A 20,275-nucleotide genomic window follows, 5' to 3' on the forward strand; every position below is an offset into this window, starting at 1 on the left:
GGTTAATTGATGTTGCGAATAATGTTAACAACGTCTGGTTGGTGTTTTATTTTACGGATAATATCGTTAAGTTGAGTTGCATTTTTAACTTCAAGATGCAAGATGACAGTATAAATTCGGGAATCTTTTTCTTCGGTATTAAGCCACTGTACATTGGCGGATTCAGCATTAATTGTTGAGATAATATTGGCTAGTGCCGATGCTGCATTATTAGTAATATCAATCCAAACTTCTGCAGTAAACATTTTATCTGGTGTAGGTGCCCATTCTAATGGCACATACTTATCTGGCTGATTTTGGTAACCGATTATATTACGACAAGATTCGTGGTGAATCGACAATCCTTTTTCTGGGCTAACTCGACCAATAATCGGATCTTCGGGAATAGGATGACAACATTTAGCAAACGAGACTAATGATCCTTCATCACCAGTAATTTTTAGCTTTTTATTAATTTCCAATGAATGGTTATTAACATGACTATGTTCAATCCCTTTGACAACAAATTGACTCATAATATTACCTAGGCCAATTTCAGCAAGTAATTCATCAAATGAATTTAATTTAGTAAAGCTGACTAACTTATCAATTTTTTGTTGTGGAATTGCTGCTATTCCTCCACTATCAATAAGTGCGCACTCTAATAAGCGTTTGCCTAAAGCAACGGCATCAGTATGTTCTAAATTTTTTAGTGCTTGGCGAATACGAGCTCTAGCTTTAGCACTCACTACAAAATTTAGCCAGCCAGCACTTGGTCTACTATTTGGTGAGGTCAATATCTCAACAGTTTGTCCACTTGATAGCGGTTGTGATAGTGCCGATGGTTTGCGATCAACAATTGCGCCAATGCATTGATGACCAATATCGGTATGTACCGCATAGGCTAGATCAACGGGAGTTGCACCTTTTGGTAATTCAACAATACGCCCTTTTGGTGTGAAAACATAAATCTCTTTTGGAAAGAGATCTGATTTTATATTTTCAATAAATTCAAATGAGTTACCGACACTCTGTTGTAACTCAAGAATGTTTTGCATCCAACGCTGTGCTTTTATCTGTGTTGTCGTGCTATTAAACTCTTCATTTTTTTTGTACATCCAGTGTGCTGCCACACCCATTTCAGCCATCTGATCCATGTCTATTGTACGAATTTGTACTTCAACCGGTGTACCATGAGGACCAATTAATGAAGAGTGTAATGATTGATAACCGTTCAACTTAGGTATAGCGATATGATCTTTAAATCGATTAGGCCGTGGTTTATAGAGATTATGAACTAAACCTAATACGCGGTAGCAGCTATCGACATCTTCAACAATAATACGGAAAATATAAATATCCATAATTGAACGAAAACGCTGTTCGCGCAGTTGCATTTTTTGGTAGATGGTATAAATATTTTTTTCAATCCCCTCTACTCTAGCTTTGATTCCAGCTTTAACTAAGCGTTCTTTAATGTCAGATAAAATACGTTCAATTAAGTCTTTTCGCGTCTGTCTTGCTGATTCAACGACTTTTTCAAGTACATGAGCTCGATTAGGATGCATTGCCGTAAAACCGAGTACTTCAAGCTCTGTTTTGATGTGATGAATACCTAGACGATGCGCAAGCGGGGCAAAAATTTCAAGAGTTTCTTTCGCAATTCGGCGACGTTTATCGGGTCTTAGCGAGTCAAGCGTACGCATATTATGTGTGCGATCTGCGAGCTTGATTAAAATGACTCGAACATCTTTTGCCATCGCTAGAACCATTTTACGGAAATTTTCTGCTTGAGCTTCTTGTCGATTACGAAATTTAAGTTTGTCGAGTTTTGAGACACCGTCCACTAGCTGTGCAACATCTTCGCCAAATTGATCAACAACATCTTGGTAGGTGACAGGTGTATCCTCAATGGTATCATGCAGTAGTGCAGCTGCAATCGCTTCAAAATCAAGCTGCATATCAGCGAGTATACAAGCTACAGCAACAGGGTGGGTGATATAAGGTTCACCACTAGAGCGAAATTGACCATCATGGGCATCATAAGCAAAGACATAAGCCTCCCGAATTTTTTTAACTTGATTATCCGGAAGGTAGTGTTTTACTAATTTTTCTAACGGTGCAAAATATTGCATATTAGCTGACATACTTATGATGCTTGTCTATAGATTATTCGTATGATGGTGTATTTTCAAAAAGAACTGTTTCATGGAGAATTGAACGAGCTTCAGCGTCTTCTTCTTGGCGTGCTTGGAAATCAGCGGTATCAAGAATTTTTTTATTGACTAAACCTTCTTCAATTTCACGCAATGCAATAACTGTCTCTTTGTCGTTTTCTTCGGCAACTAAAGGCGCTTTACCTTCAGATTGCAATTGATGTGCACGCCTTGCTGCAACTAATACTAAATCGAATCGATTACCAATTTTATCAACTGCATCTTGAACCGTTACGCGAGCCATGTTTTACCTCATTTTTTATTAAGTACTGAAAATTTTTTTAAATCAATCGCTAATTTTACTGAAATTTACGCGGGATTGCTACGGTTATTTGCACTGTATAAGTAAAATCTTCGGTTAATTTGGCTATTAAATCCAAATTAACCCTTATTTTGATCAATAAATTGTTCCAAGATATCTTTATTTATTAATATTTGCTTACTGGTATTGAGCGTTTCTGCTTTAATAATAGCTGATAAACAATTTAATGCATAATTAAAATCGTCATTGATAATTAAATAGTCGTACTCGTTATAATGAGATATTTCAGACTTCGCTTTTTGCATACGTTTAGCGATAACTTCAGCCGAATCTTGTTCTCGCTTAATTAAGCGTTTTTCTAGCTCTGCTAGAGAAGGAGGAATGATAAAAATGCTTTTCGCGTTTGGCATCTTATCTCTCACTTGTCTTGCGCCTTGCCAATCGATATCTAAAAAAACATTAATACCATTAGCTAAGTGCTGATTAATTGCTGCTTTGGTCGTCCCATAGTAATGGTCAAAAACTTTGGCATATTCGATAAAAGCGTCTTGTTTAATTAATAATTCAAACTCATTATGATCAACAAAATAATAGTGTTCACCATGCTTTTCACCCGGTCTTGGTGAGCGCGTAGTATGAGATATCGATATATTTGCAAGCTGCTGATCTTGCTGTTTTAAATAAGCGTTTATTAAGCTTGATTTGCCAGCACCACTTGGTGCCGAAAGGATAAAGAGGGTTCCTGTATACATAACATTTTTTTCATTAATTGCGTTGCGGTTATTATTCATGAAATTGCATTAAAATAAAAGGGCTAGCTTACTGAATTATTGATAAAGCGCTCTGTTATTTCTGTTTTATACTAAGATTGGAGGATGTATCAAAAGATAAGTTAGCTTATATAGATGAGGGTGCCATTGATCAGCCTTGCTTTACTATTCACTTACCCTATCACTAAATATTTACAAAATGACTATCTGTTATAGTCAGTATTGCACATATTTAATATTTTTATATATTTTCTGTTATCGGATTATGTGATTTCAATATTTTATGAAAAAATAGTTAAGAGATTATTTTTTTATACAAATATTTGTTTAGTAAACGTAATACGTTAATAGGTTTGTTTGTTAAAATAGCCTCTAAAATAGTGCTCAAAATATGATTGGTATATTCGGTTATTCTATAGTTTTCTAATATCAGATCGATTTTGAGAAAATAAATAAAAAATGACTTTACCGCGTTTCATATTAGAAACAGCGAGTTAGTATATGAAGATATAAAGGAATAGTTTGAATGATAATCAACAATAACAAAACAAAGTTTAATTTTATTGATCGACTGTATCGTATCATTTTAGGTATCACGAAATTTATTGCTATTTATTTGCTACTCTCAATGGCATGGTCTTTTTCCTTAGTTCTTGTCGTTATTATGTTGGTGATACTGCTTTGGATTCATAAGATCGCTAAAATTACTGATGCGAGAAAGGTCGATATGCCTATAACGCCTTTAGATCGGCTTAAAGTGGGGTTTTGTAAAATCAAAGGGATGGTTGAAGCTAAAGAGACAGTAAAGGCACCATTAGATGAGCGTCTATGTGTTGGTTATAGCTATCAAATTTATGATCTCAATGAGCATGGTGAGGAGCAACATCCTCCTGTAACTAGTGAAGTAGTTTGTAAGAATTTTACTTTATCAGCTGATGGACATCGTGTTTATGTTGATACTTATAACATTGAGTTTGTGATGTTGAGTGATAACTGTGTTGAAAAAATTATCAATAATCAAAATCATATTCAACATACTTTATATCCAAATGATGAAGTTGTTGTTGTAGCTGATGCTGTTATGGATAGCAATAAGAGTTATAAACTTCAGTACACAACAAAGCATAAAACGATGATGATCATGAAAAGTGAAGATATGTCGTTGTTGAATGAGATAGAACGAAAGCCTCAACGATTGTTGAATCTTAGTATTTTCATTTCTGCGATTATGGTATCTTTGATTATTATGGCAAATGGTATGTGGTATAGCGATAGTAAGATTATGTTTTTTTATGATTTAAATCAGCTATTTTTGGGTAATTTTGTTCAAGTATTTAGTGATAAATTGAGCTTCTCTATTAGTTTTCCTACATTTTTACAACCACTCATTCATGCTAATCCACTATTCTCGGCTGGATTAACTATTATTGGTAGTTTTATTCTTTTTTGTCTATTAACGAAATTAAATAATCTATCTGCTAGAAAAGGGTTTAATTTCTTAAATTATATTGGTGTAAATCTCTCGTTAATTTTCTTTATTGTTACTATTTACTCGCTATTTTCGGCAATTATTTTATTAATTTTTTCCGCTGAATTGATTGCTATAAAATTATTAATCATTTGGTGTATCTTAGTTATTATTGGTGTCGCTAATTTTATTTTTTTCATTTTAATAAATAAGTTAGAGTGAAATTGGTTTTGTAAGATATTATTTTTGACATTTTGTTAAGATAAATTAACATAATGATTAGTATAAAAATAACGCAATATATAATTCTTGCTTGACAGTTTGTTTGATATTTGATAGAAATATCACCATATATTATTTTATAAATAAAGTGAATTTAATGTTTAAATCGATGAACCTCCTCCTCAGTCTGCTCCTCGCATCTTTTTGCGCGGATTGTCTGTGTTCGGAGTAGACCGATTTAATCTCTCACTCTATAATTAACAGAAACCCGCACTAAATTGCGGGTTTTTTTTTAGCATTTAGCTCCGCAATTGAACTAATAATTTAGTGCCTAACATAAAAGGAAACAACAGATGAGCAATCAAGTCATTATTTTTGATACCACATTACGTGATGGTGAGCAGGCATTACAGGCGAGTTTAAGTGTTAAAGAAAAACTACAAATAGCATTAGCATTAGAAAGAATGCGAGTTGATGTGATGGAAGTTGGTTTCCCGGTTTCATCACCAGGTGATTTTGAATCAGTACAAACAATTGCTAAAACAATTAAAAACAGCCGCGTTTGTGCGTTAGCTCGTTGTGTTGATAAAGATATTGATGTCGCCGCAGAAGCATTAAAAGTGGCTGAACAATTCCGTATTCATACTTTTATGGCAACTTCGACTTTGCATGTGCAAGATAAATTAAGAATGTCATTTGATGATGTTGTTGCTAGAGCGGTTCATAGTGTTAAACGTGCTCGTAATTATACTGATGATGTTGAGTTTTCGTGTGAAGATGCAGGGCGTACACCTATTGATAATTTATGTCGAATTGTTGAAGCGGCAATTGCGGCAGGTGCTAGAACAATTAATATTCCTGACACTGTCGGTTATACTGTTCCTTATCAGTTTGGTGGTATTATTCGGACTTTATTTGAGCGAGTACCTAATATTGATAAAGCGATTATTTCGGTACATTGTCATGATGACTTAGGGATGTCAGTTGCTAACTCAATTAGTGCGGTACAAGAGGGCGCTCGCCAAATCGAAGGGGCGATGAATGGCTTAGGGGAACGAGCCGGGAATACAGCCTTAGAAGAAGTGATTATGGCAATCAAAGTTCGTCAAAATATTTTAAATGTTCATACCAATATTAATCATCAAGAAATCTACCGCACCAGTCAAATCGTAAGTCAATTAACCAGCACACCAATCCCAGCTAATAAAGCGATTGTTGGGAGCAATGCATTTGCTCATTCATCGGGTATCCATCAAGATGGGGTATTAAAAAATCGTGAAACTTACGAGATTATGACCCCAGAATCAATTGGCTTAAATCAAATACAATTAAATTTAACTTCCCGTTCGGGTCGTGCTGCCGTGAAACACCGTTTACATGAGTTAGGCTACCGTGATGAAGATTATAATTTGGACACTATTTATGAAGCATTCTTAGCCTTAGCGGATAAAAAAGGTCAAGTGTTTGATTATGATTTAGAAGCATTGATCTTTATGGATAAATTAAAAAATGATGAAGAGCATTTTTCTTTAGACTATTTTAATGTTCAATCAGGTACGACGGTTGTGTCTACAGCATCTGTCAGTTTAACAGTAGGCAAAGAGAAAAAGTCCGATGCTGCGACTGGTAATGGTCCTGTTGATGCCGTTTATCAAGCAATTAACCGTATTACCAATATGCCTGTTTCTATTGTTAAATACCAATTAGCTGCGAAGGGCCAAGGTGAAAATGCCTTGGGGCAAGTTGATATTGTTGTTGAACATAATGGACGTCGATTCCATGGAGTTGGTCTTGCAACCGATATTGTTGAAGCTTCAGCTAAAGCACTAATTAATGCATTAAATAATATTTATCGTGCAACGATTGTTGCAGAAGAGAAACAACGTTTACATAGCTAAGCATCAAGAACTGATTAATAAGATAATAAAATTTGAGGATAATTATGTCACAGTCATATCATATTGCAGTATTACCGGGGGACGGAATTGGTCCAGAAGTGATGAAACAAGCTTATAAAGTGCTTGATGTTATACGCGAAAAATATCAGCTATCAATTACGACAAGTCAATATGATGTGGGAGGGGCTGCAATTGATATTCATGGTTGCCCACTACCTGCAGAGACATTAGCTGGGTGTGAAAAAGCAGATGCGATTTTATTTGGTTCTGTTGGTGGCCCTAAGTGGACTAATCTACCACCTGATTCTCAGCCAGAACGTGGTGCACTATTACCATTACGTAAGCACTTTAAGTTATTTGCTAATATGCGTCCAGCAAGTCTTTATCAAGGATTAGAAGAACTTTGTCCTTTGCGTGAAGATATTGCTAAACGTGGTTTTGATATCTTATGTATGCGTGAACTTACTGGTGGTATTTATTTCGGTCTACCAAAAGGCCGTGAAGGTAGTGGTGCACAAGAACGCGCATTTGATACTGAAGTTTATCACCGTTTTGAAATTGAACGGATTGCTCGAATGGGCTTTGAAGCAGCTAAAATTCGTAGTAAAAAAGTCACTTCAATTGATAAAGCTAATGTATTACAAACATCAATTTTATGGCGTGAAGTTGTAAGCGAAGTCGCTAAAGAGTATCCTGATGTAGCTCTTGAACATATGTATATCGATAATGCTACGATGCAGTTAATTAAAGATCCATCACAGTTTGATGTGGTATTGTGCTCTAATTTATTTGGTGACATTTTATCTGATGAGTGTGCCATGATCACCGGTTCAATGGGGATGTTGCCATCAGCAAGTTTAAATGAAGATGGCTTTGGTCTATATGAACCTGCAGGTGGTAGTGCACCTGATATTGCCGGTAAAAATATCGCAAATCCTGCGGCACAAATTTTGTCATTAGCATTATTAGTTCGCTATAGCTTTAAGCGTGATGATATTGCTAAAGCTATCGAAGAAGCTGTCAATAAAGCATTAGAGAAAGGCTACCGTACTATTGATCTGGCACGTGGTGGCAAACATATTTCTACCGATGAAATGGGCGATGTTATTTGTCGTTTGATTTAAGATTGTTAATTTAGATTGGATTGAGGTATTCATTCTTCAATCCTTATCGATATAATAAAAAGGACACAGCAATGTCACAAGCAAATCCAAAAACGTTGTATCAAAAATTATATGATGCGCACGTCGTTTATGAAGCTCCAAATGAGACTCCGATTTTATATATTGACCGTCATCTAGTACATGAGGTTACATCTCCTCAAGCATTTGATGGTTTACGTGCGATGAATCGTAAAGTTCGTCAACCGCACAAAACTTTTGCTACTATGGATCATAATACTTCAACAAAAAGTAATGAGTTAAGTGCATGTAGTGAAATGGCAAGAATCCAGTTAACTGAACTAGCTAAAAATACTAAAGAATTTGGTATCTCGTTATATGATATTCAAAGTCCATTACGAGGGATTGTGCATGTTATTGGACCAGAACAAGGTATGACTTTACCTGGTATGACAATTGTTTGTGGTGATTCCCATACTGCAACACATGGTGCATTTGGTGCATTAGCATTTGGTATTGGTACATCTGAAGTTGAACATGTTTTGGCAACGCAAACCTTAAAACAAGGTCGCGCTAAAACGATGAAAATTGAAGTTAAAGGCCATGTTGCCGCCGGTATCACAGCTAAAGATATTATCTTAGCCATTATTGGTAAAACAACTAGCGCCGGTGGTACTGGTTATGTGGTTGAGTTTTGTGGTGAAGCGATAAAAGATCTTTCAATGGAAGGCCGTATGACATTATGTAATATGGCTATCGAGATGGGGGCTAAAGCGGGGATTGTTGCTCCTGACGAGGTTACCTTCGAATATATTAAGGGGCGTCAATTTGCTCCAAAAGGCGATGATTTTGTTAAAGCGGTTGAATATTGGCAAACGCTAAAAACGGATAATGGCGCACACTTTGATAAAGTGGTTACACTAGATGCTAAAGATATTGCTCCGCAATTAACTTGGGGTACTAATCCAGGTCAAGTAACATCAATTGATGGTGTAGTGCCGAATCCTACTGATTTTAGTGATCCTATTGAACGTAATTCAGCAGAGCGAGCATTAACCTATATGGGATTAAGTGCAGGTACTAAAATGACTGATGTCAAAATCAATAAAGTATTTATTGGTTCATGTACTAATTCTCGAATTGAAGATTTGCGTGCCGCAGCCGCAATTACGAAGGGACGTAAAGTTGCAGCTGGTGTTCAGGCATTAGTTGTACCTGGATCAGGTCCTGTAAAAGCACAAGCAGAGGCTGAAGGGTTAGATAAAATCTTTATTGATGCTGGTTTTGAATGGCGTTTACCAGGTTGTTCAATGTGCCTTGCCATGAATGACGATAAATTAGCGCCTGGCGATCGTTGTGCATCAACAAGTAACCGTAATTTTGAAGGTCGTCAAGGTCGTGATGCTAGAACACATTTAGTGAGTCCAGCAATGGCCGCAGCAGCAGCAATTACGGGTCATTTTACTGATATTCGTCAACCATTTTAAGGAGTATAATCATGGCTAAATTTGTTAAACATACCGGGTTAGTAGTTCCTTTAGATGCTGCTAATGTTGATACTGATGCAATTATTCCAAAACAGTTTTTACAAAAAGTAACTCGTACAGGATTTGGACAACACGCTTTTCACGAATGGCGTTTTCTAGATGATGCAGGTAAACAACCAAATCCAGAATTTACTTTAAATAAACCTCGCTATAAAGGGGCGAGCATTTTGTTAGCTCGAGAAAATTTTGGTTGTGGATCCTCTCGAGAACATGCTCCTTGGGCATTAGCTGATTATGGTTTTAAAGCGATTATTGGCTCAAGTTTTGCTGATATTTTTTATAATAACTCATTTAATAATCAATTATTATTAGTTAATCTTTCAGAAGAAGACGTTGATGAGTTATTTAAAATCGTTGAAGCTAATGAAGGTACTGAATTTACTGTTGATCTTGAAAATGAAGTGGTTATCGCGGGTGATAAAAAATATTCATTTAAAATTGATGCCTTTAAGCGTCATTGTTTGTTAAATGGTTTAGATAATATCGGCTTAACACTACAGCATGAAGATGCGATCAGTGCTTTTGAGAAAAAAATCCCTACTTTTCTTGCATAAAGAGACTTGCTAATTAAATAGCCCATAAATCATATTATGGGCTATTTTTATCTATTGCTATCTCATCAATCCAGACTTATAACGCGTTAAGATTTATCATCAACTCATTTTTTATTTTATATATTTATGATAATTCTTATCTATACTAATTAAAATATAAAATATCAACAATTCCTTTTAACGGTAAGGTTAATATACTGTATAATTTGCTTGCTAACTAATTAAATTCGTTAATTGCTATTTAAAATAAATTAAAAAACGAATAATAACCAGCCCAATGTTAGCAGTTCCTTCACTAGCGATACATTGTCAATTGAGGCAACATAACATGAGTAAATTATTTGCAACGAAAGCAGTTCTGTTTGATATGGATGGTGTTTTACTTGATTCAGAACCACTCTGGGAAGAGTCAGTTAAGGAAACGTTAGCATTTTATGATGTTGATTATGATCAGTTACACCAACAGTATGACTTATCGACTACTGGCGTTAGAATTGATCAGGTAGTTGATCTTTATTGCCAATTACTACCACAAAAAAAGATTCCGTCATCCGTGATGGTTAATAAAATTATTGAAGTGGTTATTGATAAAGTTTCTATTGCTAAGCCGATTTTACCTGGTGTTCATGAGTCGCTAAAATTATGTCGTGAATTAGGTTTAAAAGTTGGCTTGGCTTCATCATCACCAATGCGAGTTATTGATGCGATTACTGATTGTTTAAATATTACTAATTGTTTTGATGTTCGGGTGTCTGCTGAAGCATTAAGTCATGGTAAACCCCATCCAGCAGTTTATTTATGTGCTGCGGATAAAATTGGTGAATCACCATTACAATGTATAACGATCGAAGACTCATTACCTGGGATGATTGCGACAAAGGCGGCAAGAATGAGTTCTATTGTTATTCCTGCTATTAGTGATAGAAAGCTGCCACAATGGTGTTTAGCTGATTATCAATTAACTTCATTACTTGAATTGACTCCAGAGCACTTAAAATAAGACAAAAATGGTTATTCACTACTAAATTTTGTCTACTTTACTCAATAACTAGTATATACTTATTGATATCCGAGGATTTTTTGTATATTAACATTTTGATATAAGGGGTTATTCATGGAAAAGGAAAAAGTAACAAAACCTTCATTCCAAAACGTATTAGAGTATGTCCGTTTATCTCGTCGATTAAATAAACTGAAACGTGAAATTACTGACAATGAGAAGAAAATCCGTGACAATCAAAAACGTGTGTTACTGCTTGAAAATTTAAGTGATTATATTAAGCCAAATATGACTTATGATGAAGTCCAAGCAATTATCGCTAATATGAAACTTGACTATGAAGATCGCGTTGATGATTTTATTATCAAAAATGCTGAAATATCAAAAGAGCGTCGTGAAATATCGTCAAAAATGCGTGTAATGAGTAGTAACTAATATTCGTTATTTAATAAAAAACCAAGACATCCGTCTTGGTTTTTTTGTATCGATAATTCTAGTGATGGTATATAGAATCAGCCACCAGCTAATTTTACTTTAAAGCCTTTTTGTTCTAGCATCTCTTTAAGTAAATCGCGTTTATCGCCTTGGATTTCGATTGTATCCTCTTTTATACTGCCACCACAGCCACAACGTTTTTTTAGTTCTGCAGCTAATTTAGCCAGTTCAGCATCATCTAAATCAAGGCCGGTAATAACACAAACACCTTTACCTTTTCGCCCGGCGGTTTGCTTTTGGATACGTACAATACCATCACCTTTCGGACGAACGACTTTTGACTGTTCAGGTTTAATTCTTCCTGAATCAGTTGAGTAAACTAGTGGATTATCGGACATATCCTCAGCCTTAACTTAAATCAAGTGTAGATAAGATCTCTTTTAACGCAACTTCCGGTTTTTCTGCTTGTGTAATTGGACGACCAATCACTAGATAATCAGATCCCGCAGCTTGCGCACGTTGTGGTGTCATGATTCGACGTTGGTCATCAGGATCGGTTCCAACTGGACGTATACCAGGGGTTACTAGTTTGAAATCACTACCTAAACGCGTTCTAAAACTTTGTACTTCTTTTGCCGAACAGACAACACCATCTAAGCCACAGTTTTTAGCCAAAACAGCTAGTCTTGTCGCTTGTTCTAACGGTGATACATTAATACCTATTTCTGCTAAGTCTTGAGTTTCCATACTGGTTAATACTGTTACCGCGATCAACATAGGTGCATCTTTACCATATGAATATAAGGCATCTTTTGCTGCTTGCATCATACGCGAGCCACCACTAGCATGAACATTCGTCATCCAAACACCTAAATCAGCAGCGGCAGTAACTGCTTTTGCTACTGTATTTGGAATATCATGAAATTTCAAATCAAGAAAGATCTCAAACCCTTTATTGTGGATTTGTCTAATAAAGTCAGGACCCGCAATAGTAAATAATTCTTTACCTATTTTTAGACGACAATCTGTTGGTTCGATGCGATCAATGAAATTCCATGCTGATTTAACATCAGCAAAATCTACTGCAACAATAATTGGAGATGGCATGGTTGTCTTTCCCTTGTATAAAATATTGTATTTGTAATCATGAATTATAAAATTCTCTTGCTACTTATTATAGCAAGAGTATGGCGCTATTTTGAAGTTAATTAGCAGAAGAATGTATTATTATTTCAGATTGAGCGAGTAGATTGCTGATAATCAGCTCCTGATTAAGGCTACTGATTGTGACAAGTTGTTCTCTAACATCATGCCAAAGTTGATATAATTGTATAATTTTGATTGATTCTAATTGAGCGATTAATCTGACAAGTGAAACTTGATCTCGGTTAATGATAAAGCGTCCTGATTTTTGGGTAGCTTTAAGTGCATCACTTAGTAGTGTGCAAAACCAATGTAATCGCATCAATGTATCATCTTGATTAATAAAGCTCTCTCGTAATGCCCAAAAATCTTGTTCAGCTAAATGTGTTTGCAAATTTTGATTAAAGGTAACCCTTTTTTGCCATCTTTCGTCCTCTAATAAAGTTAATGCTGCTAGAGGGGCATTACCATTAAGTAACAATGCCGAAGCGAGTTCATTATCATTATAGTGAGCGATATTTTGATACGATTTTAACCATGCCATTGAAATATCAAGTTCCGGAACAGGTAAAAAATAGAACTGGCAGCGGCTACGAATAGTTGGTAATAACTGACCATTATGGATATCAGAAATAATAAAATAGGTATTTTTAGGTGGTTCTTCTAAGGTTTTTAGTAACGCATTTGCAGCGGCTTCAGTCATTAAAGAGGCATTTTTTATCCGAATAACTTTATTGCCACCTTGTTGTGCCCGTTCATATATTTTGTTCGATATCTGCCTAATCTGATCTACACCAATCGATAGTTTATTTTTTTCAGCTTCAATTATGTAGTTATCCGGATGGTTTTCCGCTAAAAATAGCTGGCAGCTATGGCACTGTAAACAAGGTTCACTATCATTTGGCGTAAGACATAATAAGCGGTTAGCTAATTTATGAATTAGTTTATCTTCGCCACTACCAATAATATATTTTAGTAATAAGGCATGATGAGCTCTATTACTTATGAATGGTAACACTAAATCTTGGTAAGATTTAGCTAACCAAGGATAGTTATTGAGCTGATAATTATGCAATTCCATTTTCCATTAACCAGGTATTTAATGCCTTTTCAATTGAAAGCTTTACGGATTCAAGAGGTTGTGATGCATCAATTGTAATTATGCTAGAGTCTTGACTGGCTAGTTCAAGATAACGTTCCCGGATACGTTCAAAAAACGTTAGTGACTCTTGCTCTATACGATCAAATTCGCCCCTAGCCTTAACTCGCTTTAATCCTAGCTCAGGTGAAATATCCATATAAATTGTTAAATCAGGCTTAAATCCATCTAGTACCGATTGCTTTAATGTCGATATAAACATAAGGTCATTTTGTCTACCGGCACCTTGATAAGCTTGTGTAGATAGATCATGACGATCTCCAATTACCCATTTATTGGCTTGTAATGCAGGTTTGATCACATTTTCGATGAGTTGAATTCTTGCTGCATAAAACATTAAAAGTTCTGCTTTGTTTGTAAGCGGTTCATCAGCAAGCCCATGTTTGATGATGTTACGCAATGTTTCTGCAATTGGAGTTCCACCAGGTTCCCGTGTATAAACTAAGTCAGTAATATTTTTTTTATTCAAAATATGACTAATTGTTGTAATTGCAGTTGTCTTACCTGCACCTTCTAAGCCTTCAATAACAATAAACTTTCCTGACATAACGTATTCCTTAGTTCATCTTATGACAAATTATACTATTTATTTACTGAAATGACATTAGTTTGGAATAGCAATATTTTATCGTAAATATTATTTTTGCTGTTTTGTTTTTTTTATTGTAAAATGTTTTTTATGTTAAAAAAAACGTTAAAACTTTTATTTTTTTGTAAAAAAGTTAAATTTTGGTTTTTCAGGTGTTGAAAACGTGAATTATATCTTCATAATAAGCTAAAACGATAACCTTATTTTAATACTATGTATATTCAGTAGGAGAGAAGAATGAGTAATGAGATAGTTTTAGAGCAAATTGAAGTCGTGCTCCGTAAAATTAATTGGGCACAAGAAATTCTGAATTCGGCGCAAGAAACAAGTGAAGATACCCGTATAGTTGATATCTTATCAGGTATTTCATTTATTATTAACTCTGCGTCAAATGATATTGAAAAGTTGTACCGCTCAATACGATAGTTCAGTAGACAAGTTTTTGTTCATTGTATCCTTTCCCGCTTTTTAGCGGGTTTTTTTATAAAAAAGTAACAACTTCTTCTTTTTTCCAGCGTATTTGTGGCGATTGTGGATTTTTACGATATCCAAATGGTAGACATAATGCAACGTCAAAGTTATTAATGCTAAATTGTGGTTTGATCGCTTCTAGTATTGCCATAACTTTATTATGTTCGAAACCACCAATTGCACATGAATCAATTCCATAATATGCTGCGGCTGTCATCATATTTGCGCTTGGAATATAGCATTGCATTTCAGCCCAGTTATCAATACTGACACCTTCAGGTAAACCATTAGTACAGTAATTAATGAAATATTGACATGCGGCATCAAGTTCAAAAGATACACCTTCTGTTGGCAAATTTCGACGAACGGTTTGTCTTAGATATTCGCTCTGCATGGTGAATTGTACTGCTTTACGATAAAGCACAATAACTAAATGTGAACAACTCATTATTTGTGGTTGGTTATAACATGCTGAACTCAATTTTTGTTTAATATCTGCATCGCTAATTACCACAAAGTGCCAAGGTTCCATACCAAAAGAGGATGGCGATTTTCGGCCTGCATCCAAAATCGCATCAAGATCGTTTGGTGCAATTTTTTTAGTTTCATCAAAAACTTTGCAGGCATGACGAAAATCAAAAGCTTGGGAAAGTTTGTTCATATTTTCTCCAGTATAAATTATATTTTTTCTTGCCATGGTGCTACTTTAAAGAGTAGTAACATTCCAGGGATGGCAAGTATGGTACACAACCAAAAGAAATTTGTCCAACCTACGCTATCTACTATAAATCCGGTTGAAGCATTAATTAATGTTCTTGGAATAGAGGCGAAGCTGGTAAATAAAGCAAATTGTGTTGCTGTATAAAGTGGGTTGGTAGTTTTTGCAATAAAAGAGACAAAAGCGGCTGTTCCTAAACCAACGCCGAGAGCTTCAAAGCTAATTACAAAAGCTAATAACAAGAGTTGATGCGATTTTATTTCCTCAAAAGGGCCTTCAATCGATAGCCATACAAAGCCTAATATTGAAAGTAACTGAACAGCTCCAAATAACCATAATGCTCGATTAATCCCGATTTTGAGCATTAATATTCCACCCATTAAGGCGCCAATAACACTTGGCCATAGTCCCGCATTTTTAGCTATTAAGCCAATATCAATTTTACTATATCCCATTTCTAAATAGAAAGGGGTGGCAAGCGCCGTTGCCATACTATCGCCAAGTTTATAGAGAAAAATGAAGGCCAAAATTAGGAGCGCAGACTTTAAGCCACTACGATTTATAAACTCTACAAATGGTTTAATAAAGATATCTTCAATACGCTGTTTCGATGGTAGTCGATTAATCGGTTCTTTCACTAATAGTGTCACGATGATTGCAGGAAACATGAAACAGGCGGTAATAATAAAAACAATATCCCATGCATAGTAATTTGACAGTATCAAAGATAGTGAGCCTGGAACTAAACCGGCTATTCGATAACTATTAATATGAATACTATTACCTAACCCCAACTCCTGATCGGTAAGTAGTTCACGCCTAAATGCATCTAAAGCTATATCTTGTGTTGCTGAAAAAAAAGCAATCGCAAAGCTAAGTGAGGCAATAAGGACAATATTGAGTTGTGGAGATAAAAATCCCATACTTGCAATAATGACGAATAAAATTAACTGTGTTAATAACATCCATCCTTTACGTCTACCTAGATTAAATGGTGAAATATTATCCATAAAAGGTGACCAGACAAATTTCCACACATAAGGAACTTGAGTTAGCGTAAAAATACCGATAGTTTTAATGCTTACGCCTTCACTCGCAAGCCAAGCGGGCATTAATTGTAAAAGGATATAAAGTGGTAATCCTGAAGCAAAGCCAGTGAATATGCAAATAAGCATTTTTGTTATAAAATCAACACTGATTATTGATTGTTTATTCGACTGGTCATTCATTGAATTAGGGTATATTTTTAGTTGGGTTATTACTGATTTTTATTAAGTATATCATAGGTTCTTTCCCCTGATATATGGTTAATATAATTTTATGTTTTTCGTTGTATTTTATTGACTATCATTATTATCGATTTACCTTTAGGGTGGCTCGTGTTATTAATAGATATGAAGTTTATTTTTACAAAAGGTGGATGATATGCAAAACAAAATTAGAGTCGCAGTCTTTAGTAGTAAACATTATGATCGTGAACACTTAGAAATAGCTAATAAACGTTTTAATTTTGATATTGAATATTATGAATATAAGTTAAATAGTACTACGGCGATTACCGCAAAAGGGTTTGACGCTGTTTGCCTTTTTGTTAATGATGTCGCAGATAAAAAGACATTAGAAGTACTAGCATCATTAGGTATCAAAATTTTAGCTTTACGTTGTGCAGGTTTTGATAATGTTGATTTAGATGTTGCCCACAAATTAGGTATTTCTGTTGTACGTGTTCCGGCGTATTCTCCGGAAGCTGTTGCAGAACATGCTGTTGCGTTAATGATGACGCTTAATCGTCGAACTCATAAAGCTTATCAACGTACTCGTGATGCGAATTTCTCTCTCGACGGTTTAACAGGTTTTAATATGCATGGACGTGTTGCTGGCGTGATTGGTACTGGTAAAATTGGTCAAGCTGTGATACGAATTTTAAAAGGATTTGGTATGAGTATTCTAGCCTATGATCCTTATCCTTCTAAAGTTGCTGAGGAATTAGGGGCTACTTATGTAGACTTGAATGAGCTTTATTCTAAATCCGATGTTATTACTTTGCATTGTCCAATGACACCCGAAAACTACCATTTATTAAATGCACAATCATTTAGCCAAATGAAAGATGGCGTGATGATTATTAATACTAGCCGAGGTGCATTACTTGATTCAGCGGCTGCGATTGACGCACTGAAACAATCAAAAATAGGTGCTCTTGGTATGGATGTTTATGAAAATGAACGGGATCTATTTTTTGAAGATAAATCAAATGATGTTATTCAAGATGATGTATTCCGCCGTTTATCTGCTTGTCATAATGTTCTTTTTACAGGACATCAAGCATTTTTAACCCAAGAAGCCTTATTGAATATTTCTGATACTACGTTGAGTAATATTCAATTAGTGATGAAGGGTGATAAATGCCCAAATATTGTATAATAGAAATATAGTCATCATGATTATTTAAATCAATTACTTTCAAGTCTAGTTAATTAAACGAACTAGACTTGAAGTGTAAGCAGAGATATCAATATTATGGCGTTATCAGCAATGGATTGTAACCCATTTCAGTCATAATTTTAGTTAATTTGATGAGTGGTAGGCCTACTAATGCATTAATATCATTCCCTTCAAATTTTTCAAATAATGTGATTCCCAGTTCATCACATTTAAAACTACCCGCACATTGGAGAGGCATCTCTTTTGCAATATAAGAGGCAATTTCCGCTTCGCTTAGGGGTCTAAATGTAACTTGAAAAGGTTCAAAAATCGTAACACTTTGTTGAGTTTGAGCATTAATAACCGATAATCCAGTATAAAATGAAAAAGTTTTACCACTACTTTTTGATAATTGTAATTTAGCATTTTCGACGGTATGCGGTTTACCGACTATTTGTCCATCTAACACGCCAACTTGATCAGAACCGATAATAATAGTTTCGGTACCAATATAATTTTTTGCCACCGATTGTGCTTTTATATACGATAGGCGTAAAACTAAATCTTTTGCATTTTCATTTAATAACGGTGTTTCATCGCATTCTGGAGCTATGCAATCAAAGGGAATCGCTAGTTTTTTAAGAATCTTTTTACGTGATTCAGATGTTGAGGCTAAAATAAGTTTCATATTAAGTATTCATTAATGTCCATGCCGAAGGGTGAGCACTAAAACCAAGGAGTGGATAGTAGTTAACTGCTTGTGGTGCAGATAGTAAAACAATCCTACATTCGGGGGTGGTGTTGTTTTGTACTTCTTCAATAAGATGTTTACCAATCCCTTGTTTTTGGTAGTGCTCATCAACAGCTAAATCAGCCAAATAAGTGGTATATACAAAATCTGTTAAACAACGAGCAATACCGACTAATCGAGTATTATCCCAAGCTGTAATAATCAGGTTAGCATTATCTAACATAGCTTGGAAGCGAGTTTTATCGCTAAGAGGGCGTCTTTCCCCCAATGAACAATGACTATATAAGTTTAATGTTTCTTCTAATTGCGGTTTTATATCTGCACGATAGATTATTTTATTCATTTGGATACCCATTCGGATTTTTCATTTGCCAATTCCAACTATCTTTAGCCATCTCATCTAGCGTATATTGGGTTTGCCAATCGAGTTCCTGTTTGGCTCTTGACGCATCGGCCCAAAATGCAGCAATATCTCCGGCTCGTCGTTCGACAATTTGATAGGCGAGTTTATGACCACACGCTTTTTCATAAGCAGCAATAACTTCAAGCACACTGTTACCTATGCCTGAACCTAAATTATAAATATGTATACCTGATTTATTGATCTGTTTTAAGGCTGCAACATGACCAATTGCTAAGTCCTCAACGCGAATATAATCTCTTACACCAGTGCCATCTTTAGTTGGGTAGTCATTACCATATACAGATAACTTTTCTCGTTTACCTATTGCTACTTGTGAAATATAAGGCATTAAATTATTTGGAATACCTTGAGGGTCTTCTCCCATTAGTCCAGATGGATGAGCGCCAACAGGGTTGAAGTAGCGTAATAACGAAATACTCCACTCTTTTTCAGCATTTGATAGATCGATATAGCTCTGCTCGACCATAAATTTACTCCAGCCATACGGATTAGTGATATTTCCCGTCGGATAGCTTTCTACGTAAGGGACAGGATTTTTTTCACCATAGACTGTCGCTGATGAACTAAAAATTAAGTTTTTTACATTGTTATCTCGCATGACTTGCGCTAAACAGATTGAACCATAAACATTCTTTTCATAATACTCGAGTGGTTTTATTACGGATTCGCCAACAGCCTTTAAACCAGCAAAATGAATAACTGCCGTAAAGTCATGTTTTTTAAAAATGGAGTCAACAAACGGTTTATCACAAATATCACCGTAGTAGAATTGCGGTGTAAAACTAGTAATTTGTTTTATACGCTGTAATACGCTTTTCTTACTATTGTATAAATTATCGATAATAATGGGATTATATCCAGCTTCAATAAGTTTAACACAAGTATGACTGCCAATATAACCGAGTCCACCAGTAACAAGAATATTCATTTTGTCTCCATATTTGGAACGAAATAGCTATATGTTATAGCTAGTTATGGTTTGCTATAGTATCAGAAATTAGTTCATTTTTGAGTGAAATTTTATTAAATAATGAGAATTAATCTTGGGTAAAGAGATCGCTATCATTGATAGATATGGTATATCATATAATTTATATTGGTCGATATTAGTACTAATGCTAAAA

At 35.2% G+C, this 20,275-nt stretch carries 21 protein-coding genes; 9 read left to right on the top strand and 12 right to left on the bottom strand.

Going from position 1 to position 20,275, the window contains the following annotated elements; all coding sequences use genetic code 11:
• Positions 1 to 2 precede the first annotated feature (2 nt).
• The 3 genes from spoT to gmk all read right to left on the bottom strand — a co-directional run bounded on the left by spoT (position 3) and on the right by gmk (position 3,248).
• Positions 3 to 2,126 (bottom strand): bifunctional GTP diphosphokinase/guanosine-3',5'-bis pyrophosphate 3'-pyrophosphohydrolase, encoded by a 2,124-nt coding sequence (gene spoT, locus RHO11_12700; protein ID WVD61310.1) that lies wholly within the window; start codon positions 2,124 to 2,126, stop codon positions 3 to 5.
• 22 nt (positions 2,127 to 2,148) lie between these two features.
• Complete coding sequence (rpoZ, locus tag RHO11_12705) at positions 2,149 to 2,439, bottom strand: DNA-directed RNA polymerase subunit omega (protein WVD61311.1); 291 nt, start codon at positions 2,437 to 2,439, stop codon at positions 2,149 to 2,151.
• A gap of 137 nt (positions 2,440 to 2,576) precedes the next feature.
• On the bottom strand, positions 2,577 to 3,248 hold the full coding sequence (gene gmk, locus RHO11_12710) for a guanylate kinase (GenBank protein ID WVD61312.1): 672 nt from the start codon (positions 3,246 to 3,248) through the stop codon (positions 2,577 to 2,579).
• Between the two features lie 505 nt (positions 3,249 to 3,753).
• On the opposite strand from gmk, the gene RHO11_12715 reads away from it, so the two are divergent.
• The 7 genes from RHO11_12715 (at position 3,754) to tmaR (ending at position 11,472) form a co-directional block, all read left to right on the top strand.
• The gene (locus tag RHO11_12715) at positions 3,754 to 4,917 is read left to right on the top strand and encodes a hypothetical protein (protein WVD61313.1); all 1,164 of its coding nucleotides are present in this window, start codon (positions 3,754 to 3,756) and stop codon (positions 4,915 to 4,917) included.
• Between the two features lie 353 nt (positions 4,918 to 5,270).
• A complete protein-coding gene (leuA, locus tag RHO11_12720) occupies positions 5,271 to 6,815 on the top strand; it encodes a 2-isopropylmalate synthase (protein WVD61314.1) in 1,545 nt (514 codons plus the stop codon).
• Between the two features lie 44 nt (positions 6,816 to 6,859).
• Entirely contained in the window at positions 6,860 to 7,939 is a 1,080-nt protein-coding gene (gene leuB / locus RHO11_12725; protein ID WVD61315.1) for a 3-isopropylmalate dehydrogenase, read from the top strand.
• 71 nt (positions 7,940 to 8,010) lie between these two features.
• Positions 8,011 to 9,423 (top strand): 3-isopropylmalate dehydratase large subunit, encoded by a 1,413-nt coding sequence (gene leuC / locus RHO11_12730; protein ID WVD61316.1) that lies wholly within the window; start codon positions 8,011 to 8,013, stop codon positions 9,421 to 9,423.
• A gap of 11 nt (positions 9,424 to 9,434) precedes the next feature.
• Positions 9,435 to 10,037 (top strand): 3-isopropylmalate dehydratase small subunit, encoded by a 603-nt coding sequence (leuD, locus tag RHO11_12735; GenBank protein WVD61317.1) that lies wholly within the window; start codon positions 9,435 to 9,437, stop codon positions 10,035 to 10,037.
• Between the two features lie 328 nt (positions 10,038 to 10,365).
• Positions 10,366 to 11,037, top strand: coding sequence for a hexitol phosphatase HxpB (gene hxpB / locus RHO11_12740; GenBank protein ID WVD61318.1), 672 nt, complete (start codon positions 10,366 to 10,368; stop codon positions 11,035 to 11,037).
• Between the two features lie 114 nt (positions 11,038 to 11,151).
• A complete protein-coding gene (gene tmaR / locus RHO11_12745) occupies positions 11,152 to 11,472 on the top strand; it encodes a PTS system regulator TmaR (protein WVD61319.1) in 321 nt (106 codons plus the stop codon).
• A gap of 77 nt (positions 11,473 to 11,549) precedes the next feature.
• Here the strand turns inward: tmaR and yciH are convergent, their stop codons facing one another.
• The 4 genes from yciH to tmk form a co-directional block, all read right to left on the bottom strand.
• Positions 11,550 to 11,870, bottom strand: coding sequence for a stress response translation initiation inhibitor YciH (gene yciH, locus RHO11_12750; GenBank protein WVD61320.1), 321 nt, complete (start codon positions 11,868 to 11,870; stop codon positions 11,550 to 11,552).
• A 10-nt stretch (positions 11,871 to 11,880) separates the two neighbouring features.
• Positions 11,881 to 12,579 (bottom strand): orotidine-5'-phosphate decarboxylase, encoded by a 699-nt coding sequence (gene pyrF, locus RHO11_12755; protein ID WVD61321.1) that lies wholly within the window; start codon positions 12,577 to 12,579, stop codon positions 11,881 to 11,883.
• Between the two features lie 97 nt (positions 12,580 to 12,676).
• Complete coding sequence (locus RHO11_12760) at positions 12,677 to 13,696, bottom strand: DNA polymerase III subunit delta' C-terminal domain-containing protein (protein ID WVD61322.1); 1,020 nt, start codon at positions 13,694 to 13,696, stop codon at positions 12,677 to 12,679.
• Positions 13,683 to 14,321, bottom strand: a complete 639-nt coding sequence (tmk, locus tag RHO11_12765; protein WVD61323.1) for a dTMP kinase — start codon at positions 14,319 to 14,321, stop codon at positions 13,683 to 13,685. Before tmk ends, RHO11_12760 begins: the two co-directional genes overlap by 14 nt.
• A 279-nt stretch (positions 14,322 to 14,600) precedes the next feature.
• Here tmk and RHO11_12770 point away from each other — a divergent pair, with 279 nt between their 5' ends.
• Positions 14,601 to 14,789 carry a hypothetical protein gene (locus RHO11_12770; GenBank protein ID WVD61324.1) on the top strand — a complete coding sequence of 63 codons (189 nt, stop codon included), beginning with the start codon at positions 14,601 to 14,603 and terminating at the stop codon, positions 14,787 to 14,789.
• A 55-nt stretch (positions 14,790 to 14,844) separates the two neighbouring features.
• Here RHO11_12770 and RHO11_12775 read toward each other — a convergent pair whose 3' ends face one another.
• Together RHO11_12775 and RHO11_12780 are read right to left on the bottom strand one after the other, a co-directional pair.
• Positions 14,845 to 15,495, bottom strand: a complete 651-nt coding sequence (locus RHO11_12775; protein ID WVD61325.1) for an NAD(P)H-dependent oxidoreductase — start codon at positions 15,493 to 15,495, stop codon at positions 14,845 to 14,847.
• A 17-nt stretch (positions 15,496 to 15,512) separates the two neighbouring features.
• Positions 15,513 to 16,781, bottom strand: coding sequence for an AmpG family muropeptide MFS transporter (locus tag RHO11_12780; protein ID WVD61326.1), 1,269 nt, complete (start codon positions 16,779 to 16,781; stop codon positions 15,513 to 15,515).
• A 196-nt stretch (positions 16,782 to 16,977) separates the two neighbouring features.
• Between RHO11_12780 and RHO11_12785 the strand changes: the two genes are divergently transcribed.
• Positions 16,978 to 17,976, top strand: a complete 999-nt coding sequence (locus RHO11_12785) for a 2-hydroxyacid dehydrogenase (protein WVD61327.1) — start codon at positions 16,978 to 16,980, stop codon at positions 17,974 to 17,976.
• Positions 17,977 to 18,070: 94 nt separating this feature from the next.
• Here RHO11_12785 and RHO11_12790 read toward each other — a convergent pair whose 3' ends face one another.
• The 3 genes from RHO11_12790 to galE are packed head-to-tail and all read right to left on the bottom strand — an operon-like array spanning position 18,071 to position 20,079.
• Positions 18,071 to 18,664 carry a nucleoside triphosphate pyrophosphatase gene (locus tag RHO11_12790; protein ID WVD61328.1) on the bottom strand — a complete coding sequence of 198 codons (594 nt, stop codon included), beginning with the start codon at positions 18,662 to 18,664 and terminating at the stop codon, positions 18,071 to 18,073.
• A 1-nt stretch (position 18,665) separates the two neighbouring features.
• Entirely contained in the window at positions 18,666 to 19,070 is a 405-nt protein-coding gene (locus tag RHO11_12795; protein WVD61329.1) for a GNAT family N-acetyltransferase, read from the bottom strand.
• Complete coding sequence (galE, locus tag RHO11_12800; protein ID WVD61330.1) at positions 19,063 to 20,079, bottom strand: UDP-glucose 4-epimerase GalE; 1,017 nt, start codon at positions 20,077 to 20,079, stop codon at positions 19,063 to 19,065. The genes RHO11_12795 and galE overlap by 8 nt, the downstream gene beginning before the upstream one ends.
• Positions 20,080 to 20,275 lie beyond the last annotated feature (196 nt).

The organism is Orbaceae bacterium BiB, from assembly GCA_036251205.1.
GTDB classification, from domain to species: domain Bacteria; phylum Pseudomonadota; class Gammaproteobacteria; order Enterobacterales; family Orbaceae; genus Orbus; species Orbus mooreae.

Bases quoted from the DNA above. Each gene is read 5' to 3' on its own strand.
- leuB (WVD61315.1), top strand. From the start codon at position 6,860: ATGTCACAGTCATATCATATTGCAGTATTACCGGGGGACGGAATTGGT.
- RHO11_12795 (WVD61329.1), bottom strand. From the start codon at position 19,070: ATGAATAAAATAATCTATCGTGCAGATATAAAACCGCAATTAGAAGAA.
- leuD (WVD61317.1), top strand. From the start codon at position 9,435: ATGGCTAAATTTGTTAAACATACCGGGTTAGTAGTTCCTTTAGATGCT.
- RHO11_12770 (WVD61324.1), top strand. From the start codon at position 14,601: ATGAGTAATGAGATAGTTTTAGAGCAAATTGAAGTCGTGCTCCGTAAA.
- hxpB (WVD61318.1), top strand. From the start codon at position 10,366: ATGAGTAAATTATTTGCAACGAAAGCAGTTCTGTTTGATATGGATGGT.
- pyrF (WVD61321.1), bottom strand. From the start codon at position 12,579: ATGCCATCTCCAATTATTGTTGCAGTAGATTTTGCTGATGTTAAATCA.
- galE (WVD61330.1), bottom strand. From the start codon at position 20,079: ATGAATATTCTTGTTACTGGTGGACTCGGTTATATTGGCAGTCATACT.
- tmaR (WVD61319.1), top strand. From the start codon at position 11,152: ATGGAAAAGGAAAAAGTAACAAAACCTTCATTCCAAAACGTATTAGAG.
- RHO11_12760 (WVD61322.1), bottom strand. From the start codon at position 13,696: ATGGAATTGCATAATTATCAGCTCAATAACTATCCTTGGTTAGCTAAA.
- leuC (WVD61316.1), top strand. From the start codon at position 8,011: ATGTCACAAGCAAATCCAAAAACGTTGTATCAAAAATTATATGATGCG.
- spoT (WVD61310.1), bottom strand. From the start codon at position 2,126: ATGTCAGCTAATATGCAATATTTTGCACCGTTAGAAAAATTAGTAAAA.
- RHO11_12715 (WVD61313.1), top strand. From the start codon at position 3,754: ATGATAATCAACAATAACAAAACAAAGTTTAATTTTATTGATCGACTG.
- gmk (WVD61312.1), bottom strand. From the start codon at position 3,248: ATGAATAATAACCGCAACGCAATTAATGAAAAAAATGTTATGTATACA.
- leuA (WVD61314.1), top strand. From the start codon at position 5,271: ATGAGCAATCAAGTCATTATTTTTGATACCACATTACGTGATGGTGAG.
- RHO11_12775 (WVD61325.1), bottom strand. From the start codon at position 15,495: ATGAACAAACTTTCCCAAGCTTTTGATTTTCGTCATGCCTGCAAAGTT.
- RHO11_12780 (WVD61326.1), bottom strand. From the start codon at position 16,781: ATGAATGACCAGTCGAATAAACAATCAATAATCAGTGTTGATTTTATA.
- yciH (WVD61320.1), bottom strand. From the start codon at position 11,870: ATGTCCGATAATCCACTAGTTTACTCAACTGATTCAGGAAGAATTAAA.
- RHO11_12790 (WVD61328.1), bottom strand. From the start codon at position 18,664: ATGAAACTTATTTTAGCCTCAACATCTGAATCACGTAAAAAGATTCTT.
- RHO11_12785 (WVD61327.1), top strand. From the start codon at position 16,978: ATGCAAAACAAAATTAGAGTCGCAGTCTTTAGTAGTAAACATTATGAT.
- rpoZ (WVD61311.1), bottom strand. From the start codon at position 2,439: ATGGCTCGCGTAACGGTTCAAGATGCAGTTGATAAAATTGGTAATCGA.
- tmk (WVD61323.1), bottom strand. From the start codon at position 14,321: ATGTCAGGAAAGTTTATTGTTATTGAAGGCTTAGAAGGTGCAGGTAAG.